Source organism: Cupriavidus neocaledonicus, from assembly GCF_000372525.1.
In the GTDB taxonomy this organism is placed as follows: Bacteria; Pseudomonadota; Gammaproteobacteria; order Burkholderiales; family Burkholderiaceae; genus Cupriavidus; species Cupriavidus neocaledonicus.
Window position 1 is genome coordinate 1 of the sequence record NZ_AQUR01000065.1, and the last position, 18,591, is coordinate 18,591.

The following is an 18,591-nucleotide window of genomic DNA, read 5'->3' on the forward strand; positions in this document are numbered from 1 at the left end:
GGCCCGCCGGTACGGCTGTTTGCTTACAGCCCAACGCGGTCAACGAAACATGCTGCGGAGCTCTATGCCGGCATCAAGCCAGGAACGGTGTTGATGACCGACGGGTACGACTCNTACGACAAGGTCGCGCACGCGAATCGACNGATCCATCTTGGATGCTGGGCTCATGCCCGTCGTTACATGATTGAGGCCGAGGAGGCTCTGCCCAAGGAGCAGCGCGGTGGCGAACATCCAATCACGCAGTTCATCGCGCTCATCGCCAAGCTCTTTGCTGTCGAGGCTCGGACTCGCGAGATGAAACCAGAGCAGCGCCAGCAGATCCGTGCCGAGCAGAGTCGGCCTGTGCTAGACGAAATCGAAGCCATGCTGTTGCAGCACCTGCACACCGTGTTGCCGCGAAGCAAGTTCGGCGAGGCACTACACTACTTCCATAACCAGTGGCCCAAGCTCGTCCGTTACGTCGAGAACGGCGCCTGGCCGATATCGAACAATGTGATTGAGAATTCGATCAGGCCGTTCACCGTAGGGCGCCGGAACTGGCTCTTCTGTGACACCGTGGCTGGCGCGAACGCAAGCGCGAATCTGTACTCGATCATTGAGACCTGCAAGGCCAATGGCGTCGATACGTACCGCTATCTCGTCGCCTTGTTCAAGGCGCTGCCGCTCGCGAAGACCGCTGACGACTACGAGGCCTTGCTGCCTTGGAATCTCAAGACATCCGCTGTTTAGCCGACCTCGTATCCGGCCGCAAGAGGCGTTGTTAGTCGACCGCTTACGTTACGTCAGCGGGGACTGCCGGCAAGCGTGCCGGGGTAGTCGAGCACCCCTGCAGTACGACCAGGACCAGGGCAGCAGCGATCAGGGAGGGAACAGCAGATGTCAAGGCTGCTCCGCCGATAACCCTGCGCAGGCACTCCGCTGCTGCGAACAATCTGCTCATGACGTCGCCCTCGGTTGCGCTGAGTGGCCTGATCCGTGCCGCGGACGGCTATAGCTGCCTTTAAGCTTTCATCAAGGCTCTCACCTTTTATAGGCTACACGCTGAACGATCGGGTCCGGCCCTGCTAAAAGATGATGGGGACATTTCCTTTAGTTGCTAAATTCGCCCGCCTGGCGAGGGAAGCACTCACGGAATCCGTCACTGCCCTTTTCCGCTATTCGCGCGAGGTCACGGGCAGCGTCCGAAGAATGTGCGGCGCAGGCCTGTCGATGGCCGCGGACAGCGCTCCGTTTCGTGCAGGTGAAAGAGGCGCGGCCGTCTGTGCTGAAGCCATAGGCAGAAAGGCGCCAGCACCCCAACCATGGCTAACACGTCATCGTGGGTGGGTGCCTCTGGCCCGCGCGCATGCTCGCGGGTAATGCTGCGAAGATCACGGGAGTACATGGATTTCCGAACAAACCTTCGACTGTGGCGCGATCTGCAAGTCATACTGACCGGAGCAACGGACAGGATACTGAGATGGCTAACCCGTCTCGGACTGGTGAAACTGGGACGCAGCGACGTAACCCTTGTATGCGACCATGCGCAGTTATTTGTCCTCGCCTGCCGGTGCCGTCGGCGAGGAGGCGCGACGACAGTCCATCCGGTTTCCGGAGCAAACATCAGCAGAACTACTCCGCCGAAGCTTGGAGAGAAACTGGCCCGTTTCAGTGGTTCTCCCCGGCCCCGCACGGCGCCGCGGGCTTACCTCGTGCAGCCCCTTCCCCAAGATTTCCACACTCATGTCGCTTGCGACTAGTCCGAATTGACGTTGGCTAGCGGCTCGCGCCCCCGTATCCTCGTCTGCGCGCCACTGGCCAGCTATCACAGCCTTCTGGTGCGCCATGCAAATTGAAACCATGCGAGGATGCCACCAGATGCAGTCATTCGAAGGTAAGGTTGCGTTTGTCACCGGCGCGGCTACTGGCATCGGTCGCCAGACTGCGCTGAGCTTCGCCAGGTCCGGCGCTGACGTCGCACTGCTAGATACCGCCACGGTTGCCGCTGAGGAAACCGCGCATGACATCGAAAAAGCCGGGGCCAAGGCCATCTTTGTCCGCGCAGACGTTGCGCAAGGTGCGGACGTCGCCGGGGCGATAGATCAGACCATCCGATCCCTGGGCCGTCTTGACTTTGCTTTCAACAACGCCGGCATCGCTCCGCGCGGCGCGCCGATCTGCGATTTCTCCGAGGACGAGTGGGACAAGACCATTGCCGTCAACCTGAAGGGCGTCTGGCTGTGCATGAAATACCAGTGTGCACAGATGCTGGAGTACGGCGCAGGGGTCATCGTCAATACGTCCTCCATCATGGGGCTCGTCAGCGGACCCGGACTGTCGGCTTACTCCGCCTCAAAGGCCGGGGTGCTCGGACTGACCCGGTCAGTTGCGGTGGACTACGCCAGCCGCGGCATCCGCGTCAACGCCATTTGCCCCGGCGGCATTGCGCACACGGCTATCACCGACCGCCCAGAGAACCAGCAAGACATGGCCCAACTGACGCTCGCAACGCCCATGCAAAGGCTGGGCGAGCCGGCCGACATTGCCAGCGCCGTGATGTGGCTCTGCTCGCCCGGCGCAAGCTTTGTCACTGGCCAGGCCATCGCTGTCGATGGTGGCTTCACGGTCTGGTAAGGCGAAGCGGTCGTCAAGTACTCCCCAAGGAGGCCTAAGATGTTCTGCTACGGAATCTGTTCCGTCTGGATCGCGTCCGCCACGGCAACGATACCATCCCGCTTTAGGGGCCCACGATAAAGCCCCCGGCTCGGCTTGCCGAGCGGGCACCGACGGTCGAGCGGCGGTTGCACTCGGAATCGGTCGATACCGTCTCTCGGATCTGAAAGCCTGTTGAGGGTCTCGAAGAGATGATGAACAGTATGCGGAGATCCGTGACGTGCCGCACCGCCCTGCCCCGCCGATGACGAAGACTTCTCGCCGGCGAGCAGATCGGCGATACCACCGCCAGTGCCGCGAGACATACCCGGCATAATGTCTAAACTCTGGCGCTGCGCGCGTACGTTATCAGGTAACGCAAAAGAGAGAGTCGAGAACTAAATGCGAAAAAAGCATACGGCAGGCAACCTGCCTGCTCGGCCACGGGATTGCAACGTGTCACCACGCGAACCGGCACAAATTCATTGTGCTTCTACTAGCGTGCCGGAGCATGGAAAATGCGGCGGTCAATACCAAGCTTTGTCCCAAAGGCATGCATTCATCGGCAGGTTTTCGCGTAGTTGTCTGGCGCGTCGAGACGCTACAGACTTTCCTGGTCGACAAATCGGCCGTGCCTGCGTAGTGCTGGCAGCAGCACTTCATCCGCATAAGGGCAGCCGGTAAAGCCCGGATCGGTCTGGCCCGACTTCCTTGCTTCATCCGCCGCGTGGGACTCCTCCGCGAGCAGGCGTGCAAGCAGCGCCTCGTAGCCAGCTTTCCACGCTTGCGCGTCTGGAAATACCACGCGCAACTCCTTAAGAATATCCATCCCGGCAAAATCCAGGTCGCCCCAGAAATGAACTGGGCGCGTGTCGTCGGTGCCATGCAGCCATGCAAGAAAGCTACGCCCCAATGCCGCATTCCGCTCAAACACGCTCGGGGCAAAGTAGACTGAGCTGCCACCCGGCTGGCGCAGCCTCCTCGCGCTCGCCTTGTATCCGGATGCGAATATCAGGACAAAACCCTCGGCGGCGCTCAGCCTCCCCGCCGCCATCGACTCGAACGTTGCGGCATTCTCCACAAACAGGACCGGGGCGGCAGGATCGGCTGTACGCGCAGCTACCAGCAGTTGCACCGGCTTGTCTGGAAAGGGGCAAACTTCCGTGTCAAGCAACAGGGCAATGGCCTCCTGCTGGCCGTTGAGAACTTTAGACAGGCCCCAGAACTGCCGGCTTGCTACCTCATGGAGCATGAGGCTCTCGCTCGCAAGCGCCGGGATGCCCGCGAAACGCTCTAGCACCTGCTCCGGTGAACGCGGAAGGATGAGGATCGGGCGGGACAGCAGCCGCTCGCACAGCGCCGCGTTGTTGACGCGCGCTGGCACAGCCTTCCGCCACTGAGCCATCCAGGCGACCACGGCATTGGGCTGGCGCCCCGTCTCGTCGCGAAGAAACGCTTCCGCTTGAGCTGCGATGACGAGCTTCGGTGAGCGCTCCCAGATATCAAGATCCCGCTGGCCACGACGCTGGTCTAGCATCAGTGCAAATCCGGGTTGCGCCTGCAGCGCTTCCAGGGCGCGCCATACGAACATGCGTTCGCCGTGAAGGTCGATCGAGAAAAACTCCGGCCACGTCCCGGCACTCAACGGGAAGCCGATATCGCGGCGTCTCTCGGCAAACGGCTTTGCCTCGATACGGTCCACCAGTGCATTCAGCAACGCGGTGAGCGCGTCCGGCCGGCGCCCCGGAATGTCGTCGGCGCTCATGCCCCCATGTCCGAGATCAACTGCTTGCGCGCCTCTTGCAAGTCGAACTGCCATGCCGCTTCACGGCGCACCGCCTCCCGACGTTCAGTCCATAGGGCATGTAGTCGGTCGGCCTTCAAGAGGGAGCTGTCCACCTCGGTAATCTTATCGAGTTCGCCTGCCAGGCCCTCAACCTTCATCAGAGAAAAACGATGCTCGAAGCTGAACAACTCGAGCAGGGGACCGGACGCGCGGGACGGCATGGCAACCACCAGTTGCAAGCCAAGGTTCTCATTGAGATAGCGCATCACAGCAGCGGTGCGGCCTTCGTCCATCTTGTCGAAGGCCTCGTCGATCATCATGAGCTTCAGGCTCGGCGTCTTCTCGAACTGCCGAAATGCCTGGGCCAGCACCGCGGCCCGCACCAGATAGGCTGGCGTCATCAGCTCGCCTCCCGAGAACGTCGCCATTCTTGCCAAGGACGCCTCGCGCCCGTCCTCCGAATATTTGCGGATGTCATATTGGCGATAGTTGCGGTAGTCCGCTATGTCCTTCAGTCGCCGCAATGCGTGGTCGCGGTTGGTGTCGAGCAATAGCAGCTTGATGTCGTCCAGCGCCACGACGCTTTCGGCAGAAAGGACGCCTTCGGCGGCCGAGAACAAATCCACCGGCGTTTGTGTCTCGGCCAGCCGGTTCAGTTCTTGGAACAGGTCGAAGTACTTTTTGTACTCCTTGACCATCTGCCCGTATTCGATCTCAAAACGGTCTTCGCCGAATGCCAGTCGCTTGAGCTTCTCATTGAGCCGCTTGAGCGGATCGATGCCCTGCTCCACCGCGGTGCGTACGGCCAGCGCGAAATGCGTGCTGAAGGTGTTGTTGAAGCTCTTCTCGGCGTCCCGCAGCTCGCTGGTGTTGTTGAGAATGCGCACTTGGTCGAGCCGTTCTAACATGGCCGAGATCTGTCGCCGGGCGGCAGGTACGCCGCCATAGGCTTGCCACTCGTACTCCCCCTGGGTTGACTGGCAAGGCTGAAAGTCGACCCGCTCATCGAACGAGGATGACAAGAGATTATGGGCCTCCAGTTTCCGCTCGAATGCCTCGCGCTCCTGGCGGTAGATCCCGGCTTGCTGGCGCCGCCGCCCATCAAAGGACGCGGCGGTCTGCTCCTTGGCCGCTTCCCGAGCGCGCTGCTCCAGCCGGACTGGATCGAAATGCGGATTGAGCCGGATCAGTTCAGCCACGCGGGCGTTTATCTGGCGCACGGCATCTTTGCACTCAACAAGCTTAGCTTCAGCGTCACCGATGTTCGCTTCGAAGCCACGCGCCCTCCCCTCCGCTTCGCCTGCTAAGCGTGATGCGGTATTGGATAGGCGGTGGTGGCCCTCCAATAGCTGCTCCGCACGCGCCACGCGCCGCTCCAGCACGATGAGATCGGCGTCATCTAGGCTGGCGAGCTGCGCCGCGAGACTATTCAGTTCGCGCTGCGTCTCACCCAGCTTGTCCAGCATTGGCGCGACAGGCACAAGCTGCAGGGCGAGCAGACGCGCACCCCACGCGGCCAACTCCGCAGCGCCTGCGCGATGTGCGTCCCTTTCCTGCGACTTTTCGTCGATCTGCCGGACGAGCCTCACCACGCGCTTGCGCCGGGCCTCGGCACCGAAGGCCAGTTCGCCGTCGTCCACCCATGACGAAAACATCTTGAACCCCCCACTGGCCATGCCGTCCACGGTCAGTGCCTGTGGCGCGCCGCGCAGCGCCTGCGCATCCGCTACCTTGACATAACGGCCGTAACTTGCAACCAGATAGGCGCGCGCGGTCTCATCGGCGATCACCAATTCCTGCAGCACGGCGTCGGGCGACAGCGCCTGGTTTTCCGCCCGCCGCTTGGCCAGTTCGCCCTGCACCACGGAAGCCTCTCGTCCTTGTCTAGTCGCCACCAGCTCGTGTCGCAGCGCCCGGATGGCGCTCGCCTCGTATTGCGCGTCCACCAGGATCACGAAGCGGTTGCCGCCCAAAAGCCCTTCGATAGCGTTCTGCCAGCGTGAGCCCTCCCGCGGCTGGACAAGGTTGCAAAGTACCCTGGGACGGGCGCCCGGCATCTGGGCCTCGAGATATCGGACTGCGACCTCCACATGCGCCGGCAAGTCAAAGTGGCCATCTTCCAGCCCTTGCCGGCGCCGCTTCAGGTCGTCGATTTCTCCTTGCAGGGCGGCAGCGCGATCCGACTCCCGCGCCTGCTCCTGTACCACTGCCCCATACAGGCCGTCGGCGCCGTGCAGTCGCTGCGCAATGGGAGCCAGGGCGGCATCCAGCTTGGCGAACCGGTCGCGCCGCAGGCTCGCGGGTTCGATCTGCGCGCCTGTCAGCATCGCCGCCAACTCACGCGCGGCGGCTTGGCCGTCCGCGCCATCGATCGCCGTGGCATCGACAACCAGCCGCTCCACATGGGATGCGTAGGCGGAGGCCGGTCCTGCAGGCAGTTTGGCCAGGGCAGCCAGTTCGTCGAGCACGCCGCGCAAGCCCGCTAGGGCGGCCAGAACGTCCAGCGCGATACGGGATCGCCCATCGGTGGCCACGGCTATCTCGCGGCTGAGCCGCTCACGATCCTGCGCCACCGGATTGCCGTTGAGCCGACCCTTGGCAGTGCCATGCAATTCCGTGGCGCGCTTCAGCGCCTGTGCATGCCGGTCGGCAAGCGCCTGCTGCTTCTCGACATCGGCTAAGGCAAGACGCCGGCAGGCCTCCAGCCTTTGGATCTCCTCCTCGACATCCCGCTGTCGGCGCAGTACTTCGCCCAGTTCGGCCTCCATGGCCTCTTCGAACGCGGCAAGGAACGCATCCGCGTGTGCCTTCAGCACGCCCAGCCGCTCCCGGCACGCCAGTAATTCGGTGGCGATCTTGCGCAGACGTTGCACGTTTTGCATGAGCGAAGCGATATGCCCGATCTGATCGGAAAAATCAGGCTCGGCCAGCACCTGCTCCCGGATCAACTCGTCCACCGAGCCGACGGTCTTGCGAGCAATGGACTGGACGAAAGCCCGCGCCGCCGCTTCGGCCTCGCGCGGCCCGACCAGCGTCTTGCCACCACCGCGAAACTCAGCATAGAGCTTGCACAGATAATCTTCGATGCTGTTCTCGAACGGCAGGACGCGCGGATAGCGCTGGCGCAGCCGATGGTAGATATCCTCGACCTTCACCGCGGTAATGGAATTGCCCTTGCGCGACTCGATGAAATCCGCCTCCATTACGCGGCTGCCTGGTAGCACAAAGTAGAGCTTGCGCGCCACGTCGACGCTGCGACCTTGCTCGCGCGTACCAGACACGGCAGCTTCGACGGCCACCACGGCGGTGAATGGTTCGGCGGACTCCCACTCATCGGGCGCGAAGACGGCGACGACATAGGTGTGCGATCCATACGGCCGGACGCAGAGGTTGTCGCGCATGCCTACCGCGTAAGACGCCAGCGTCCGCCTCACCTTGCCGCCCGCGCGCGAGGCGCCGCTCTCGTCCTGCGCCGAGTTGAACACGTTGATGTGCTGCTTGCCGCCGGTCATGACCAGCTGGATCGCGTCCTGGAAAGAGGACTTCCCAACGCCGGTCGAACCCGACAGCAAGGTGGTGTGGCCAAAGGGGTATTCCCGGGACACCACGAAGCCCCAGTTGACCAGGATGAGCTTCTCAAGCCTCATCGTCGGGCTCCGGCGACGTGACGGCCGACACGGGCGTCCGTGTTTCGGTCAGCAGGGCATCAATGGCGGAATCCGCCACGAACTGCAGGATCGTCCCACGAATGGCGACCAGAGCGTCAGCATCTTCCACCTCGGAATCCGCCCGGTAATCGATCAGACGGGCACGCTTCAGGTCGGCGAAGAGCTTCTCCCGCGCAGTCTTGGCCGGCAGTGAGCGGCGCGCCTGCGCAGTCAGCGTGGCATTCAGGTATTCCACGGTGACAAGCGCTTCGTTGCGCTCGTTGATCGAGCCTTGGCGCAGGCTTTCGTTGTACAGCAAGCGCAGCACCAGGCAGCATGCCACGAAATCGGCGGAGAGCTTCGCCCGCACGGCGTCCACCGCGATAGCATCGTCCTCGGCGGGCAGTCCCGGCACGCGCGCCCCCGGCGGGTAAAGCCGAAAATAACTCTGATGTCGCTCGTGCAGCAGCCGGAACCCGCCCACATCGAAGTACGCATTGAGCAGGCCTTCGATACGCACGGCGTCGTCGTAGAGCTGACGCTCGATGGCGCTGTCCTCCCGGTGCAAGATGGACAGCCCGAACAGGCGGCCAAGGATCTGCCCGAACGCCTCCGGCCGGACGCCCCCCGCCTTCAGTTCCGCTTCCACCAGTTGCCCAATCGTAATTTCATCCATGGCCGATGTGGCGCCTCCTGATTGCATAGTCAGTGCCCGACATGATGGCATTGTCCAGCGGCTCGGCATCTAGCCGCTCCACGTCCAGTCCCTCATGGTCCCGTGCTGCCTCGACTGCCCGCAACAACGATAACGCCTGGATAGCATCGTCGACCGGCAACTCGGATAGGCGCAGCGCGCCCGTACCACGCATGGAACCGAGCAAGTAATCCACGACATCGTGATGCGACAAGGAGAAGGCCCGCTCCTGCGCTTGCCGCACGAACTGACGCAAACGCTCTTCTCGTGTGATTTCCGGAACGATGCTCACGGCCTGTGCCCGGTTACGCTCGGCGGTCTTTCTCGGCTGCACCGCGGCCGGATCATACAGCGCCACGCTTACCGGTGCGAGCGCCGCTCCCTGCCGCTCCAGCCACGCGCCCTGATCCCGCTCCGGCATCTCCCCCAGGCGGCGGATCAGGGTGGACAATGCCGCCCCGCTGCCTGATGCCCCCATGAACAGACTCTGCGACAACAAGACCACATGGCGGCGGACATAGCTTTCCATGGCCCGGAACAATTCCGGCTGTTTCGTCCGGCAGGCCGCGGTCACCATCTCGTCGATCCGATCAAGCATCCATCTCAAGATCGCCCCGTCCGGCGCGGCCTGCGCGGCCCATGCCGCGTGGTTGGCCAAGTCATCGTCAATGGCCTGCATCTCGGCCGCGCTCAAATCGTTAAGACGTTCGATTAGCGCCCCGATGTCCAGCCGGTGGCGCTCGGCATTGTCATAGACTAGGCGGGGCGAGAACTCATCACGAAAACGTCGCTCTACGAACTCGATAAACCCATCCCAATTGCCCTGCACATGCGCATCGAGCAATATCTTGCGAGCCAGGTCGTAAAAGAGCTCGATATCTTCGGAGAGGTCGGCAATGACCCGATCGGCATACTCGTAGGCGTCGAGCAGGTCCTCCACATCGCGGCGCTCGATGAAGGCACTCAGTGCATTCTTGCAGGAGCGCATGTTGCGCTGACGGGTCCGTTCGCGTGGGCGGTCGGCCAGCGTCAGCGCCTGAGCGAAGATCTTGCCGGCGCGGGTGAAGCGATAGGCGGTAACCAGTCGGACGCGATCCTCGGCGGTTTCCAGCCAGCCGTCCGCAACAAGGAGGCGCACGATGGCGCTTGCCAGCTTCTGGTCGTCGGCCAGGTCACCGGCGGCGAATCCGTCGTCGCCATCTTCACCGGCAGGATCGGCCGGCAGCGTGGCGGACTGCATCGTCTGGACAAAGAGGTCACGCAAGTCCTCGCGCCCAAGGATGGAGCGGTAGTCGGCATGGGAGCCATAAAGCCGCGCATAGAATGCGCGGATGCAGGCAGCGATCAGCTTTCGCCTCTTCAGCGTCAACGGACGAAAGAACTGCGGATACCCCGAATCCACCATCGCGGCTGATGTCCCCCTTAACACTCTCGCATTGCACCTGCGTACCATCGACACAGCGAACAAAATCGTACGATACCACCCCGCCCTGCACTGCGCCGCCGCGCGACCTGTTTCAGGGATTCCATTACGCCTGGCGCCGGCGCACCCAGTGCTGGGCTGCGCCCTGGCGACCCGGTAGGTGCCTTACGAGCCGGAATGGGTACCGCAGTTGGACTTGGCCCAAATACGATGGGGGACGGAACCTCACCGGGACCCGCTCGGCATCGAGCCACCCGCCAGCACCACGGCCTGCGTCTGCGGCCGGGCCGTCACCCATCTATCTTCGCGTCGCATAGCGCTCGCCCCTGGCATGGCACCACCGACCGGCGCAAACCTCAGGCCGTCATCCCATAGCCCAACGCGCGAATATGTGTCCGGAACTTATCTTCGTCCTCGAGCCGCACTACCACATGCTTATCACCGGCGCGCAGACACAGATGGGCGGTCTCCTTGCGAGTGGCCAGCATGGCTGCCATTTGCGCGTCATTGCAATCAATCAGCAGCGTGGTCCCCGCAACTTTCAGCGCCTTGCCCTGCTTGCCAGCCCGCTTGATGAAGGATTCCACCGTGTCTGGTACCGGCTGGTCGTCCCGGGCCTGCAGGAATTCGCGAAGTTCGGCGATGTCATGCCCCCTCTCGACCGCTACGATGGCCTTCTGAAGGTCGAGCCGCCAGAGTCTGTCCGCCTCTTCGGTTGCCCACATGTCCAGAACCAGAGACTCTTCTGCCGACAGACGGCCCGCGATGACCTTGACCTGCATGCCGGGCATGACGGATAGCCTTACGCTAGACTGGACCGGCGCCGGCGTGTAGTGGCCGCTGGCGCCAAGGCAATAGGCGCCCAACGAGGTCACGCGAAAATAGGCCAGGCCATCGTAGCGACTGAGGAATTGGAGTTCGTCCGTTCCCCACATATCGTGAAAATTAGGCCGAGCCCCCGCCGGTTCGGTGTATGCGATATCAATGATGCCAAGTGGCGCCACATACTCGAACAGGAAGCAGAGCATATACCGCAACTGAAGAATGTCCCAGTCATGGTAGCCGCTGTGCCCCAGGCTGCCGTAATCCGGCTCACAAATGTAAAGACTCCAAGGGTCGCGGGCCACGTCGAAAGTATGCCCAGTTGCCACCATGAAACGGGAAAACGCGTCGATGCTGATCCACTTCCCGGCCGGACAACGCTGCAGCATCTCTGCGATCGCCGCGCGGCGCGGCGCCACTGCAGCCATCGCACCGCCCTTGGCTTTTTGCCCCTTGATGACATCTATTCGGCTAAATTCATCCAGCGACGTCGCTTTCAGCCATTTCCGCCAGATTTTGACAAGCACGTCAGCCGTTGGCGTCGTCAGGGCTGTCAGTCCAGCCTTGCTTAGCACCAGCTTGCTCCCGTTACGCTGCACAAGCCCCGCTGCCTGAAGCAGCATCGGCCAAGAAAATGCCTTGATCGGCCCTATCTCCTGATCGGTGGGTCCCGGCACGGGCTCGGCGTAGTAGTCGCTACCGGACAGTTGCCCGCACAACAATTGCAACGTCGCCGTGCCCGGCAGCGCTGTCTTCTCGCTGACCTTAAGCTTTCCCTGATCCACCAGACGCAGTAGCAGCGGTAGATCCGCCAGGGCATCGCGCTCACACAGCCGCACCGACAATGGGCTTTCACCGTATATGCCGGGAAGCGAATCGACCGTGTCCAGCCGGACAGGCTCTGGCGCCGGCACGAATGCCATGAGCCGCTCGTTCAGATCGGCTGGCACGTAGCGCCATCCATTCTGATAGTACAAAAACAGGCACAACGCCGTGGGCGGCCCATGGTGCTCGTGTCGGCGCCGCTCGTCCCGGACCGAAAAATTCGGCAAACGCCCATACTTGGCTCGAAACCGCGTGGCATTAAAGCAGCCATCCTCCGCATAGGTGGCCTCTGCTACCGCCAGACGTTGAGTCTTGTCCAGCCCCTCCCACAGCGCTTGCAGCCTGTCGCCGGCAAGGTTGCGCAGGATCTCTTCAACCAGCCCACTCTTCTTTCCGATGCGTGAGGCTTCCGGAAGCCAGCGCATCAGCGATTTCAGATTGTCTACCGTGAGATTGTTCAGCGCTTCAGTGAGAGAAATTATGGGCATAGGCAACCTGGGCAATTCTTCAGAACACTTCCGGCCTAGTAGCAGGGGCCAGAAATCAGCAAACGTGATGATAGTCCGTACATTGACATCCTCCCAATCAGCGACGGCAAGTGGGTCACTTTCTACAAGAACGGCGAGGAAGTCTGGGCGTGCAATGCCCTGTATGCCGCTGCGCATTTCGATTTTTCTGCCGTATCCAACGCCTGCACGCCGACCACCGGCTGAGATGCGGGTGCCGCCGGCAGACACCCTGCTCTTCACCTCCAAACATAACGCCCCGGTAATCAGCAAAATTTCGCTCTTCGTGCCTTATGTTTAAAGATTGCACGCAGCAAGCGGTGAAGGCCTGCGCAGACCGTTCCATTCGCAGGACGCGCTTTTGGCGAAATGTGCACCATAATTATCAAAGCTCACCTACCATATTGCACCTTATGTGGCGAGTTCGATGCATTGCGCTCCTTCCGACGCTATGACGTTTCTGGCCAAGTGCCTCTTGCACGCCAGGCGTCAGCCCCTTCAGCACGTAGATTTGCTATACTTGTACAAGTTATAGTACTAGTAATCTAAGGAGGTCGGTATGCGTACCATCCATTTCTCCGACGCCCGCAGCAACCTAAAGGCAGTCATGGACCAGGCCATCGACGACCACGACGCTGTGCTCATCACACGCCGCGACGCGCCGAACGTGGTCATCATGTCGCAAGACCAGTACGACAGTTGGATGGAAACGATGCATTTGCTTAGCTCGCCGGCTAACGCCGCGCGCCTGCTGCGTTCTATTCAGCAGCATCGCGCTGGCATGGCCGAGAAGCACGACCTGATCGACCCGGACGCTGAATGACGCGCCGGTTGACCTTTATGCCAGATGCCTGGGAAGACTATGTCTATTGGCAGGGCCAAGACAGGAAAACGCTCAAGCGCATCAACGCCCTAATCCAGGACGCCCAACGCGAACCGTTCGACGGGCTCGGCAAGCCCGAGCCGCTGAAAGGCAACCTGTCGGGCTACTGGTCGCGGCGAATCGACGACAGCAACCGCTTGGTGTATTTCGCCAACGACGATGAACTGACCATTATCGCTTGTCGGCTTCATTATGGCGACAAGTAAGCCCTAAAATCCGGCTCCTAACACAGCTGTTCGATCACGCTCGGGTACCGTCAGCAAGGACCCGAGCGACAAAGGTGCCCGCGGGCCCCAAACAGTAAGTCCAGCAGTTTTCGGGATATTCGCCTGTATCACCCTTCGGCCCGATAAGCAGTTCGTTATCGGACCTTATTGCCCTGCCGCCGCAACGCCGGCCGAGCCTCCCTCCGCCCGCATCAAGCATGTGACGACGTCAAGTGCAATGGCAGTAGCCGGCCATTAGCTGCCCTTGGCGACTGTCGACTCCCCGGCACTGACCTACAACCCTGTCGGTCGGTCCGTCGGTTGACGAATGTCCTCCGTTCGATAGAATGAGCGTTCACTCACTCATTGCTCTTTATGGCCCGCCCTCTCAGTGCAGACAAGCGCCAAACGATCCTCGAGGCGGCCACTCGGCTGATCGCAGAGGAAGGACTATCCGCCTCCACAGCTCGCATCGCGAGGGCAGCCGGCGTGGCCGAGGGGACCATCTTCATCTACTTTGGGAGCAAGGACGAGCTGGCCAATCAGCTGTATCTGGACCTCAAAAGCCAGCTGCGACTGGCTTATTCGGAACCGCCGGGCTCTAAGGATTTGCGCGAAAGTCTTGGGCAGTTTTGGTCCGCCTACGTGAGCTGGGGGCTGGCGCATCCAGCGCAGCGCCAAGCGATGGCGAAGCTCAAAGTCTCCGACCGAATCACCCCCACAACGCGGGCGTCGGCCGCGGAAAGCTTCCAAGTCGTCAGCGGCCTATTGATAAAGGCCAGGTCGCTGGGGGCGCTGCGCAAGCAGCCCCCGGCATTCGTCGGCGCGCTGATGGTTGCGATGGCCGAGGCCACTATCGATTCGATCGCCGCGGAGCCCAAGCTCGCCAAAACCGCTTGCGCCGACGGCTTCTCAGCATTCTGGCGCGCCATCGCGACGGGCTGATTTCTAACGAGCGCCCCGCCGTTTTTCGACCCAATTGAAGAAGGAACGAAGATGAATGTACCAACCCGACGCGATTTTCTCGCGGTCGCGGCCCTAGGCGTCGCCGGACTCGTCGCGGGCTGCACGTCGCCGGCCCGACGGAATCCACACAACTTGGAAGGAAGCATGATGATGCGTAAAGTGAGTTTCAAGCGAGATGGCTTGACGCTGGCGGGAAACCTGTTCGAGCCCGAGAACTTGAACGAGAGCGGCCGCTACCCGGCGGTCGTCGTGGCGGGCTCTCTAAGTTCGGTTAAAGAGCAGATGGCGGGCGCTTACGGGCGCACGCTCGCGGAGAACGGGTTCGTGGCGCTTGTGATCGACTACAGTCACTATGGCGAAAGCGAAGGGCAGCCTCGGCAATTGGAGTCTCCCGCCGCAAAATTGAGCGATCTGAAAGCCGCCGTCTCGTATCTAACTGCCTTGCCTTATACGAAGGCTATCGGGATGGTCGGAGTGTGCACATCAGGCGGAAACGGCGCTTACCTCGTCGCTGCCGATGAGCGCGTCAAGGCGTTTGCGACGGTCGCTGCATTCCTTCCAGACCCCGAGTTAAACGAACGTCTTGTCGGCGCGGCGGAAATTGCGCGGCGTCGCGCGGCGGGAGCGGAGGCGAAGCTGAGATTCGAGCGGAGCGGCGAGCAGGTGACGGTGCCGACCTACAGCGTGGATGATCCGAGCGCCCTGAATTACAACCCGAAGGGAAATTACGACTACTACTTCAACAAGGCGCGCGGCGGCGTTCCAGAGTGGAAGAACGAGTTCGCCGTGATGTCGCACGGGCCGTGGTTGGATTTCGATCCGGTGAGCAAGGCGTCGGCCATCAAAGTTCCGACGATTATGGTTCACTCCGACGGATGCGCCTTCCCTGAGCAGGCCAAGAAGTTCTACTCGCTCCTGGGGGCAGTGAAGGAATTGGCGTGGGGGGACGGCACCCATTTCGACTATTACGATCAACCGGCGCAGATCGACTATGCGGTAAAGAATGTCGCCGCCTTCCTCCACAAACATCTGTCTTAGGGAATGTTCTATGACACGTGTGAGGCTACCGACGAGATCAAGCCTCCGAGCGACTGATCGCCAGCGTCAAAGTGCGACGGCTGGATGCTAACGCTCAATCAACCAAACGGTCGTCTGCCTATGTGTTCCTCCTGCGGAGCCCCCTTCGGGCGGGTCTGCACGGGTCCGACTGACTGCTTTGAGGCGACGAGTTCAGGATCGCGGATGTCGCTGAAGGGTCGTCCTCTGCCCTACGCGGGCCGGCCCAGGAAGCCGCTCAGTTTTGCTCGGCGTCGGACCGTACCCGGCCAAAAGGAGCCACTCGGGAGCGGCCGCCGCTCCGGCGAACGGTCGCGGGGGTGCACCCGGCTTGGCGCGCGGTACCGAACGTCACGGTCTTGCAAGTTGTACGCCGCACTTCTGCAATGGGGCGGCGCTATACTTCGCAGCGATGCGTCCAGCGCATCCCCGCCCCGCACCGCGAGAACCCACCCTATGACCGAAGCCACCGCCCTGACGCCCGACGAACTCCAGGAGCTTGACGATCTGCTGGACGACCTGCGCCAGCGCGCTGAGGAAATCCCGCAATGGGAGTTCTGCGACGGCTTTCTCACGGCCCTGGTCTGCACGCGCCGCTGCATCCCCGCTTCCGACTACCTGCCCATGCTGCTGGGCGACGGCGCGGCGCTCGACGTGGCCGAGGGCAGCCCGTTGCCGTTGCTACCCGCGTTCCATGATGCGGCCCAGCAGGCCCGCTTCATGGAGCTGTGGCAGCGCCGATGGAACGAGGTGGAGCACCAGCTCGACCAGCCCGTGGAGACGCTGGAGGACGAACGCACCTTCCAGCCCGAGGCCATGGACATGCGCGGCGCCATCTTGAGCCTGCCCCAGGAAGAGCGTGCCGAGATGGACGGGCGGGAAATCCCGTCGTTTGGCCAGGTGTGGGCGCTGGGGTTCATGTTCGTGGTGGAGAACTGGCCCGAGGAATGGGCCACCCCGCGCGACAAGGAGGCTGCTCAGTGGCTGGACGACGCGCTCGACGGCATCGTCGCTCTGACCGAGGACGACACCGGCCAACCCGAGGTCTGCATGTACAGTGAGGATGGCCCGCCCAGCACCAGCCTGGCGCGCGTGGAAACCTTCGGCGAGGCGATCTGGGCTGTCTACGACCTGCGCCAGATCTGGAAGAGCCTGGGCCCGCGCGTGGAGGCCGTGGTGAAGGGCGACCAGCCCGGTCGCAACGACCCGTGCCCTTGCGGCAGCGGCAAGAAGTTCAAGAAGTGCCACGGGAGATAAGGGCAAAGCGCTTTCTCGCAGTTTATAGCTGCATGTACCTTGTCTTTCGAGTGGCGGGCCGCCCGAATTGCTCGGGCGAGTCGGGTGAGGCTGGCTGGTCGTCGCCGCCCAAAGTCGAGCGACCGGTGGCCAGCCGGCGATTTGCTCGCGGGGGCCGTGTCCGTTTAGGCTTGTTCGACGCCTGCCAGCAACGCGCGGTGGCACACTCACATTCCTGCGGATGACGGCAGGCATCGAACAACCCTAAACGGCAAGAGACGATTGATCTGGCGGCCGAGGCGCTGCCCTGCGCTCAGCCCAGAAAACCGAAGCGGCAGAACTACAGAGTCATGGCCTGGCGACGAGCCGTTGGCGAATCTGCCAGGCCAGCACGTCTACCGACCGAGTCGCTGGGGCAAAACGAAAGCGACCTGGTGCGACCCACTCCCCAAGACGCATCCATCCGTCAGGGAATATGCAGACGTGCAGGTCTTGATTATTGACGACCACACCAGCGAGCTCTGGATGGGTAGTGACCCCGCGGCAAGCGATGCCGAGGCGCTCCAGATGACGTCGCACGGCACTTGCTCGCATGGCGGCCTACCCCGGTTATCTGGCCATTTTGGGGTCGACTCTAGGAGCTCGTCAGTTCGCGTGCGCACCGAATGGACGATGTGCCGGGCGCGAGGCGTCATTAGTCCCTATTGGCTCATTATTCTGCAGATGGCCGGTAGCATCAAAAGTCCCCATGGCTTGCGTTTCAAAATACGCCAATCTCTTCGCATCCAATTCAATTGCACCACTCGGTACCCCTTCCCCTCTTTCATAGTTTCACGATCACGAAACTATCCGAGCCCACCAGCGTCCCAGTATTGGAGAGCGTTCGCCAGCTCAGGACTCTCGACAACGAGCACGCGGCCGCGAGTCAGCCTCTACAGCCAAACTGTGCTCATTCTGCAGACGATCGTGCATCGTCTCGCAGCGAATCAACATCATTGTTGCGGGTTCCTCATCCGCATCGGCTACGTCAGCCTCTGCGGCGCTGCGCAGATAGACTTGCCGGGAGACAATGGCGACGATCACAATGATGACACCGACGCAGAAGGCCCGGGCCAAGAATTGAAGATGTCGCGTCATGGAAATTGCCGGATAGCAGGAGTAGTTGGGTGGCGAGACTACACCAGGATGTCGCGGCGTGATGCTACGCCCGTTGCAGGATTGACAAGCGGCCCCATTTCGCCATACGAAGGCGGGACCGCGCCGCCCGTGACACCACATCGGGCCTGCATGCCAAAGACGATCGCGCCCCTACCGCGTGGCAATTACTGGGCCACGCCGCACGCGCCCTTTCCGCTGGACAGTCCGAACGGCCATGCCGAAGTCTTCCCCGGCGCGCATTGCGTCAGCGACGGCAAATGGGTCGTCTTCTATAAGCACGGGGAAGAGGTTTGGGCGTGCAATGCCATGTATGCCGCGGCCATTTCGACTTGGCGCCTGCCTCCAGGGACAGAGCGCCGACGGCGGACTGAGCGACTGGCTGCGACCGCAGCCGGCTGGCCTCTCAACCAAACATAACACTCCAGCCCACAGCAAAAAAACGCCGATCTGGCGTTATGTCAAATTGGCTCTGCTTGTGAAGCAAGCGGAACCGCCAGCGTCGGTTTGCAGAATATTGTTCCCGGATTTTGCAGAATTTTGTGCCTGGCCCCATGGGCCCGGCTAATGGGCGCGACTGCGAGGCGGCCAGAGCATGGCGGTAGCCCCCTCCCACCCCGTCCGCGTGGCCCCGACTTGGCACCGTGATCGCGCGGCACCCCCTGACGGCAACCGTTCCCGGCTCCGCAAGCCGTAGTGCGCCGCCAGCAACGGATCGAGCCGTTGGCAAAGGAACAAAATTACTCAAAACGTCG

13 protein-coding genes are annotated in these 18,591 nt (G+C 61.9%); 7 read left to right on the forward strand and 6 right to left on the reverse strand.

The window, feature by feature from the left end; all coding sequences use genetic code 11:
• Positions 1-729: IS66 family transposase (tnpC, locus tag A3AG_RS0102355; RefSeq protein ID WP_026163876.1), on the forward strand; the 729-nt coding region annotated here is incomplete at its 5' end.
• 1,095 nt (positions 730-1,824) lie between these two features.
• Positions 1,825-2,613, forward strand: a complete 789-nt coding sequence (locus A3AG_RS0102360; RefSeq protein ID WP_240619777.1) for an SDR family NAD(P)-dependent oxidoreductase — start codon at positions 1,825-1,827, stop codon at positions 2,611-2,613.
• Positions 2,614-3,232: 619 nt separating this feature from the next.
• Here A3AG_RS0102360 and A3AG_RS0102365 read toward each other — a convergent pair.
• From A3AG_RS0102365 to A3AG_RS0102385, 5 genes are all read right to left on the reverse strand, one after another.
• Entirely contained in the window at positions 3,233-4,396 is a 1,164-nt protein-coding gene (locus A3AG_RS0102365; RefSeq protein ID WP_012354438.1) for a Wadjet anti-phage system protein JetD domain-containing protein, read from the reverse strand.
• Complete coding sequence (locus A3AG_RS0102370; RefSeq protein ID WP_012354437.1) at positions 4,393-8,064, reverse strand: SbcC/MukB-like Walker B domain-containing protein; 3,672 nt, start codon at positions 8,062-8,064, stop codon at positions 4,393-4,395. Before A3AG_RS0102370 ends, A3AG_RS0102365 begins: the two co-directional genes overlap by 4 nt.
• On the reverse strand, positions 8,054-8,740 hold the full coding sequence (locus tag A3AG_RS0102375) for a DUF4194 domain-containing protein (RefSeq protein ID WP_012354436.1): 687 nt from the start codon (positions 8,738-8,740) through the stop codon (positions 8,054-8,056). The genes A3AG_RS0102370 and A3AG_RS0102375 overlap by 11 nt, the downstream gene beginning before the upstream one ends.
• The gene (locus A3AG_RS0102380) at positions 8,733-10,163 is read right to left on the reverse strand and encodes a Wadjet anti-phage system protein JetA family protein (RefSeq protein WP_012354435.1); all 1,431 of its coding nucleotides are present in this window, start codon (positions 10,161-10,163) and stop codon (positions 8,733-8,735) included. The genes A3AG_RS0102375 and A3AG_RS0102380 overlap by 8 nt, the downstream gene beginning before the upstream one ends.
• Positions 10,164-10,537: 374 nt before the next feature.
• Positions 10,538-12,577 (reverse strand): hypothetical protein, encoded by a 2,040-nt coding sequence (locus tag A3AG_RS0102385; protein ID WP_240074705.1) that lies wholly within the window; start codon positions 12,575-12,577, stop codon positions 10,538-10,540.
• A 316-nt stretch (positions 12,578-12,893) separates the two neighbouring features.
• Between A3AG_RS0102385 and A3AG_RS0102390 the strand changes: the two genes are divergently transcribed.
• The 5 genes from A3AG_RS0102390 (at position 12,894) to A3AG_RS0102410 (ending at position 16,702) form a co-directional block, all read left to right on the forward strand.
• Entirely contained in the window at positions 12,894-13,157 is a 264-nt protein-coding gene (locus A3AG_RS0102390; protein WP_012354432.1) for a type II toxin-antitoxin system Phd/YefM family antitoxin, read from the forward strand.
• Positions 13,154-13,423: a Txe/YoeB family addiction module toxin gene (locus A3AG_RS0102395; RefSeq protein WP_012354431.1), complete on the forward strand. Its 270-nt coding sequence runs from the start codon at positions 13,154-13,156 to the stop codon at positions 13,421-13,423. The genes A3AG_RS0102390 and A3AG_RS0102395 overlap by 4 nt, the downstream gene beginning before the upstream one ends.
• Before the next feature lie 375 nt (positions 13,424-13,798).
• Entirely contained in the window at positions 13,799-14,368 is a 570-nt protein-coding gene (locus tag A3AG_RS0102400; protein WP_012354430.1) for a TetR/AcrR family transcriptional regulator, read from the forward strand.
• A gap of 165 nt (positions 14,369-14,533) precedes the next feature.
• A complete protein-coding gene (locus A3AG_RS0102405; RefSeq protein ID WP_012354429.1) occupies positions 14,534-15,427 on the forward strand; it encodes an alpha/beta hydrolase in 894 nt (297 codons plus the stop codon).
• 474 nt (positions 15,428-15,901) lie between these two features.
• A complete protein-coding gene (locus A3AG_RS0102410; RefSeq protein ID WP_012354428.1) occupies positions 15,902-16,702 on the forward strand; it encodes a YecA/YgfB family protein in 801 nt (266 codons plus the stop codon).
• 870 nt (positions 16,703-17,572) lie between these two features.
• On the opposite strand, the gene A3AG_RS0102415 is transcribed toward A3AG_RS0102410, so the two are convergent.
• Positions 17,573-17,818, reverse strand: coding sequence for a hypothetical protein (locus A3AG_RS0102415; protein ID WP_018003930.1), 246 nt, complete (start codon positions 17,816-17,818; stop codon positions 17,573-17,575).
• Positions 17,819-18,591: the final 773 nt, after the last annotated feature.